The following is a 5,704-nucleotide window of genomic DNA, read 5'->3' as shown; positions in this document are numbered from 1 at the left end:
CCGCATAAGGGCTCAGCCACCGCCGACTTCCTGCGCCAGATTCCGCCAGGTTCGGCGGGCGAAACCGTGGTCGCTGGCATCGTCAATGGCCTCGGCGCACTGATCAACTTCCTGTCCGCCAGCTCCAGCACCACGCCGCAGAACGCCCTAGGCGCGCTGACCTCGTTGAACTCGGCAGGCGCTGCAGTGTTTAACGCCAAGTACCCACAAGGCATTCCCACCACGGCCTGCGGCGAAGGTGCCTACAGCGTGAATGGCGTGCGCTACTACTCCTGGAGCGGCACCAGCCCGCTGACCAACGTGCTCGACCCAAGCGATCTGTTGCTCGGCGCCTCGGCCGTCACGTTCAAAGGCGCAGCCAGCGACGGCTTGGTCGGCAAGTGCAGCTCGCACCTGGGCCAAGTGATTCGTGACGACTACCGCATGAACCACCTCGACGAGGTTAACCAAACCTTTGGCCTCACCAGCCTGTTCGAAACCGACCCAGTCACCGTGTATCGCCAACAAGCCAACCGCCTGAAAAACGTCGGCCTGTAATCCCTGACACTGGCCGGGCCCGCGTTGGGCTCGGTCAGCACGGCCATCTTGTTGGAGCACCTGCACCGATGAAAAAACTGCTGCTATTGCTACCCGTCTCCTTTGCTGCTTGCGTAGGGGTGATGCTCTATCTGCAACCGCTAGACACCCCAGGCGAACCCAGCGTTTCCAAAGTTTCCAAAGCGCCTGCTGCGGATAAAAAACCGAGCGCAACCACTGATTTGGTCAGCACCCAGATCGCCCCCCTACCCGCCACCCTCGCCCCCTTGCCGCCGTCGTTCAAAGGCACGCAAGTGGATGGCAGCTTTCAGGTTGATGGCGCTGGCAATCTGCTGATCACCGGCGACATCCGCCGCATTTTCGATTACTTCCTCAGCTCCTACGGCGAGGAATCACTGCAAGACAGCGTTAAACGCCTGCGCGCCTATATCGCCAGCCAATTACCGCAGCCGGCGCAGGAACAAGCGCAAGCACTGCTGAACCAGTACATCGACTACAAGCGCGAACTGGTATTGCTGGAAAAAGACCTGCCGCAAATGGCCAACCTTGACGCCCTGCGCCAGCGCGAAACGGCCGTACAAGCCCTGCGCGCCAGGCTGTTTACCGCCGAGGCGCATCAAGCCTTCTTTGGCGGCGAAGAGGCCTACAACCAATTCACCTTGCAACGCCTGGCCATTCAGCACGACGACAAGCTCGACGCTGCCGCCAAAGGCGTGGCCCTGGACCAACTGCGTGCCGGCTTGCCGGAAGACTTGCAAGAAAGCGTGCTGCCGCAACTGCAAAACGAATTGCACACCCAGACCGAACAGCTGCGTGCCCAAGGCGCCAGCGCCGAGCAGGTTCGCGCCCTGCGCCAGCAACTGGTCGGCGCTGAAGCCACCACACGTCTGGAAGCCCTCGACCAGCAGCGCGCTGGCTGGAAACAACGCATCGCCAGCTTTGCAGCTGCCAAAGCACAGATCGAAAGCCAGAAAGGCCTGAGCGACGGCGACAAACAAAGCGCCATCCAGCAATTGGCCAACGAGCAGTTCAACGAAAACGAACGGCTGCGTTTGGATGCGGCAGTGGAGTTGTCGGCCAGCAAGGGCTAGATAACGGCGGTATATAGGGTGTGTGCCGGCGCTTAGCTCGGTCCGCACAGCACACCCCACACAACAAAAAGCCCGCACTAGGCGGGCTTTGTTTTGCTCGGCTTAATCAGCCGGCGATTTTGCGATCCAGCGAGAACTTGCCGGCGCCTTCAACCAGCAGCGCGGCGCTGATGGTGGCGAGGATCAGGGCATATTCAAAGCCGTTGGTAGCCATAAAGAAGCCGTTGCCGATATGTACCGCGAATATCGCCACCAGCATGGCCACGATCAGCGAGGCTGCTGCTGGGCGCACCAGCAAACCGATCACCAACGCAACGCCGCCGAAGAACTCGGCGCTACCGGCCAACAGCGCCATCAGGTAGCCAGGGTGAATACCGATACTGTCCATCCACTGGCCGGTGCCTGCCAGGCCATAACCGCCAAACAAACCAAAGAGTTTCTGCGACCCGTGGGAGGCGAAGGTTAGACCGGTGATAACACGCAGAATGGTGATACCGAAGCCAGCGCGGGTAGCGAGTACAGTGTTGATCAGCTTGTTCATGGTGCAATCCTTGTAGAAGGCTAAGTAGGTGTTGGTGGGCGTAGTTTAAATGATAAATTCGATACGAATAGCGCAATTTTCCCGCTATACCAATCAACTAATCAGATAAATAACACTCCCATCACTTCTTGGAACTGGCCACTTTGGCCTTGGGCACCAACTGCGCGCGCTCACGGTCGTAGGCCAGGTAGTACTTGTTTACCGCATTAACGTAGCTGACTACACCCATCCCTACCTGCTCCATGGCGATACGCTCCACCTGGAAGAACCATTGGTTGGGGTTTAGGCCACGGCGACGCGCTTCAGCGCGGAAACCCTGCACCCGTTGCGGACCGAGGTTGTAGGCGGCCAGAACAAAGGCCATACGCTCGCGCTCGTTGATCTGCGCGCTGTTAAAGAAGTTGCGACGGATCTTGGCCAGGTACTTGGCACTGGCCTGCACGTTGCCCTCCAGCGCCTTAACATCGGTCACGCCAACACTGCGCGCCGCCGCCGGGGTAATTTGCATCAGCCCGGTGGCACCGCCGGTGCCGCGCGCGGCGGGGTTAAGGGTGGACTCTTTAAAGGCCAACGCCGCCAAGGCCAGCCAGTCGATATCCTGCTCGTCAGCAAAACGCTGCAGCACCGGCCGGACTTTTTCCAAGCGCTGCCGATCCCCGCGAGCCAGCGGGTAATGCACTTTGTACAAGCGTCGGTAGATGCGTTGGAACGCTACATCCTGGTCCGTGGGGCTGTTGTAGCCGCTGAGAAATCGGTCAATGGCGGCGCGCAACATGGGCGCATCGGGGCGCACAAACCAGTTGATATCGCCTTGATCGCTGAGCACCAGTTGCCGCTCGATACGCAGTTTGGGCATCACTTTCAGCCAGCGCTCGGCAATCGGTAGCTCGACGGCGGTGTAGGGAAATATGCCCGCCTCGACCATCTCCAATACGTCTTCCACCGCCAAGCTAGGATCGACCCACTCGATACTCACCGGCGCCAGCTTGCGCAAGGCCAGGCGCTGGTTCAGTTCATCGAGTGCCTCGGCCGCCGCACTTCCCGCCGGCAGCGCCAGGCTGCGGCCGGTCAACTGTTCAATATGCTGATAGCGCTTATTGCCTTGGCGCCCGACGATCACCAGCGGCACATGGGCGCGAATGGCCATGCTCGGGCTGACGTCCTGGCCGCTGCGGGCATTAAGCAGTTCGCCCGGTACCACCACATCGCCCTCGCCGCGCTGCAAGGCGCCAAGCAATTGGTCTTTGGCTTTAGGGATGATTTTTAACGTGACTGGCCGCCCGTCATGGGCATTGCGGTTGAGGTATTGCTCGAAGGCCTTAAGGCGGTGGTATTCCTGGCCAATGGCCTGGCCTTTGACTTCACCAGAGCTATTGCGGCTCTGGTTGACCAGCACCCGTAGCACGCCGCTGCTGCGAATTTTGCTGAGGTCGCGCACCTCGCTCGGGTGTTGCCAGCCCTCCTGCGGCCCGGCCAAACGCGCGACCGCCGGCAACGGCAGCAGCACCAGGCACAGGACAAGCAGCAGCGCTCGCGTCATTTAAGCTCCAGACGCCGCGCCAGAGGGGCTGGCGGGGGTCAGCGTAAAAATTCCGATCGTCTCAGAGTGGCACCCGCCAAACGAGTTCCCCCGGCAAAAAGGGGCGCGGAGGGTCGCACAGCTTGCACTTGAGCGCCAGCCAAAGGGTGTAACGGCTTTAACAAGCGCACATAACTGGCTGTATTTTATGGCTTTATAGATGCGCTTACGGAGATGGTAAGCTGCACCGCTTCGCAGTGAGGTAGCACCATGCAACTCATCGACATTGGCGTCAATCTGACCCACGACAGCTTTGCCCAGAACTATGAAGCAGTGCTCGCCCGTGCCTATGAAGCCGGCGTCTGCCAACTGCTGTTGACCGGCACCAGCCTGCCAGGCAGCGAAAAAGCCCTTGAGCTGTGCGGTAAAGCCGATGAGCACGGCAATCGCCTGTTCAGCACGGCAGGCGTTCATCCCCATCAGGCCAGCGAATGGACCAGCAGCAGCGCCGCGCAATTGGCCGCGCTATTAAAGGAAGACGCGGTACGCGCCGTGGGCGAATGTGGGCTGGATTTTAACCGCGACTTTTCCCCGCGCCCGCAGCAGGAAAAAGCCTTGGAAGAACAGTTGGCCCTGGCCGTGGAGCTGCAGATGCCCGTGTTTCTCCACGAGCGCGATGCCAACCAACGCCTGTTGGAAATCTTGCGCGATTACCGCGACCGCTTACCGGCCGCTGTGGTGCATTGCTTCACGGGCGAGAAACGCGCGCTATTTAGTTACCTCGACCTGGACCTGCATATCGGCATTACCGGCTGGATCTGCGATGAGCGCCGCGGCACCCATCTGCACCCGCTGGTTAAGGAAATTCCCGTCGGTAGGCTGATGCTGGAAAGTGACGCGCCCTACCTGATGCCGCGCACCCTGCGGCCAAAACCCAAGAACGGTCGCAACGAGCCGGCATATTTGCCGGAAGTGCTGAATGAAGTGGCCAAGCACCGCGAGGAAACACCGGAGCATTTGGCTGCCCATACCACCGCCTGCGCACGGGCGTTTTTTAACCTTCCCGCGCTGTGATGGCGTGTAGTTGCAAACGCATCAGCAAACCCTAAAAAAACAGAGGAGGACTCTGTAATGGCAAAAGCGATGGCCCGCCATATTTTGGTAAAAACCGAGGCCGAAGCGGCCGCGCTGAAAAAACGTATCGCCGCCGGCGAAGCGTTTGATGTGCTGGCAAAGAAATACTCCACCTGCCCTTCCGGCAAAAAAGGTGGCGACTTGGGCGAGGTGCGACCGGGGCAGATGGTGAAGTCCATTGACCAGGTGATTTTCAAAAAGGAACTGCGCACCGTGCATGGCCCGGTGAAAAGCCAGTTTGGCTATCACTTGGTGCAAGTGTTTTACCGCGACTGAGCCCTAGCCAGCGCAAACCAGCGCGCGTCAAGGAAGCGTCTGTCGCGGTTAGCACTGCATGCTCAGCGTACTGGCGGAAACAGCCGCCAGCACCCAGCAGCGCAACTCTTTAACTATTGCGTCCTATCGGTTTTGACCAAGAGGGACGCAATGAAAAACCACCTTATTCTGCAGTTCTTCGGCCTGTGCGCTGCCATCCTGCTGGTAGGTGCGCCAGCAGTGGCGCAGCCTGTGCCGTGGGTATACCGCACTGATTCGCGCCCACCCGCAGAGGTGTTTGCTAACGGCTTTGTGACCTGGGGCACTTCACCCAGCCTCTTTGACCATATCTTTTTGGCCTCTTGCCAAGCACAAGCGCGAGAAAAAATCGATCGGCATGGGTAAGCACAATGGGGCGACGCAGCATCGCCCTGGTCATTGGCGAGAGAATGCTCCGCACCGGAGCACCGTTGGCCAATAGGGAGGGGCAAAACGGCCTCTGGCTGTATACCATCCAGCCGGATGCCACTTATCTGCGTTCGACGGACGTACTAAGGCAAGCCATAGCGGCAGGCAACAGCGAGCGAGATGGCTATGGCGTCCAGCACGCGCAAATTCTGGAAAACG

The 5,704-nt window shown here is 59.5% G+C and carries 6 protein-coding genes and 1 pseudogene; 5 read left to right on the top strand and 2 right to left on the bottom strand.

The window, feature by feature from the left end:
- Both AAAB16_RS10720 and AAAB16_RS10715 read left to right on the top strand, forming a co-directional pair.
- A pseudogene (locus AAAB16_RS10720) lies at positions 1-537 on the top strand (lipase); the annotation flags it as partial.
- Positions 538-605: 68 nt separating this feature from the next.
- Positions 606-1,628, top strand: a complete 1,023-nt coding sequence (locus AAAB16_RS10715) for a lipase secretion chaperone (RefSeq protein WP_340663302.1) — start codon at positions 606-608, stop codon at positions 1,626-1,628.
- A 106-nt stretch (positions 1,629-1,734) separates the two neighbouring features.
- Here AAAB16_RS10715 and AAAB16_RS10710 read toward each other — a convergent pair whose 3' ends face one another.
- Together AAAB16_RS10710 and AAAB16_RS10705 are read right to left on the bottom strand one after the other, a co-directional pair.
- The gene (locus AAAB16_RS10710; protein ID WP_340663301.1) at positions 1,735-2,169 is read right to left on the bottom strand and encodes a DoxX family protein; all 435 of its coding nucleotides are present in this window, start codon (positions 2,167-2,169) and stop codon (positions 1,735-1,737) included.
- Between the two features lie 121 nt (positions 2,170-2,290).
- The gene (locus AAAB16_RS10705) at positions 2,291-3,709 is read right to left on the bottom strand and encodes a transglycosylase SLT domain-containing protein (protein ID WP_340663300.1); all 1,419 of its coding nucleotides are present in this window, start codon (positions 3,707-3,709) and stop codon (positions 2,291-2,293) included.
- 249 nt (positions 3,710-3,958) lie between these two features.
- Here AAAB16_RS10705 and AAAB16_RS10700 point away from each other — a divergent pair, with 249 nt between their 5' ends.
- From AAAB16_RS10700 to AAAB16_RS10690, 3 genes are all read left to right on the top strand, one after another.
- On the top strand, positions 3,959-4,762 hold the full coding sequence (locus AAAB16_RS10700; protein WP_340663299.1) for a TatD family hydrolase: 804 nt from the start codon (positions 3,959-3,961) through the stop codon (positions 4,760-4,762).
- A 57-nt stretch (positions 4,763-4,819) separates the two neighbouring features.
- The gene (locus AAAB16_RS10695; RefSeq protein WP_110617814.1) at positions 4,820-5,098 is read left to right on the top strand and encodes a peptidylprolyl isomerase; all 279 of its coding nucleotides are present in this window, start codon (positions 4,820-4,822) and stop codon (positions 5,096-5,098) included.
- Positions 5,099-5,248: 150 nt separating this feature from the next.
- Complete coding sequence (locus AAAB16_RS10690) at positions 5,249-5,482, top strand: hypothetical protein (protein WP_340663298.1); 234 nt, start codon at positions 5,249-5,251, stop codon at positions 5,480-5,482.
- The last annotated feature ends 222 nt before the right edge of the window (positions 5,483-5,704 follow it).

The sequence above is a fragment of the Pseudomonas sp. genome (genome assembly GCF_037994325.1).
Classification (GTDB): Bacteria; Pseudomonadota; Gammaproteobacteria; order Pseudomonadales; family Pseudomonadaceae; genus Aquipseudomonas.
The sequence above is the reverse complement of the archived record's forward strand: the minus strand, read 5'-3'. Positions and strand labels throughout refer to the sequence as shown.

What these genes read in the sequence shown, in the direction of transcription:
- AAAB16_RS10690 (WP_340663298.1), top strand. Translation starts at nt 5,249, where the DNA reads ATGAAAAACCACCTTATTCTGCAGTTCTTCGGCCTGTGCGCTGCCATC.
- AAAB16_RS10695 (WP_110617814.1), top strand. Translation starts at nt 4,820, where the DNA reads ATGGCAAAAGCGATGGCCCGCCATATTTTGGTAAAAACCGAGGCCGAA.
- AAAB16_RS10710 (WP_340663301.1), bottom strand. Translation starts at nt 2,169, where the DNA reads ATGAACAAGCTGATCAACACTGTACTCGCTACCCGCGCTGGCTTCGGT.
- AAAB16_RS10705 (WP_340663300.1), bottom strand. Translation starts at nt 3,709, where the DNA reads ATGACGCGAGCGCTGCTGCTTGTCCTGTGCCTGGTGCTGCTGCCGTTG.
- AAAB16_RS10715 (WP_340663302.1), top strand. Translation starts at nt 606, where the DNA reads ATGAAAAAACTGCTGCTATTGCTACCCGTCTCCTTTGCTGCTTGCGTA.
- AAAB16_RS10700 (WP_340663299.1), top strand. Translation starts at nt 3,959, where the DNA reads ATGCAACTCATCGACATTGGCGTCAATCTGACCCACGACAGCTTTGCC.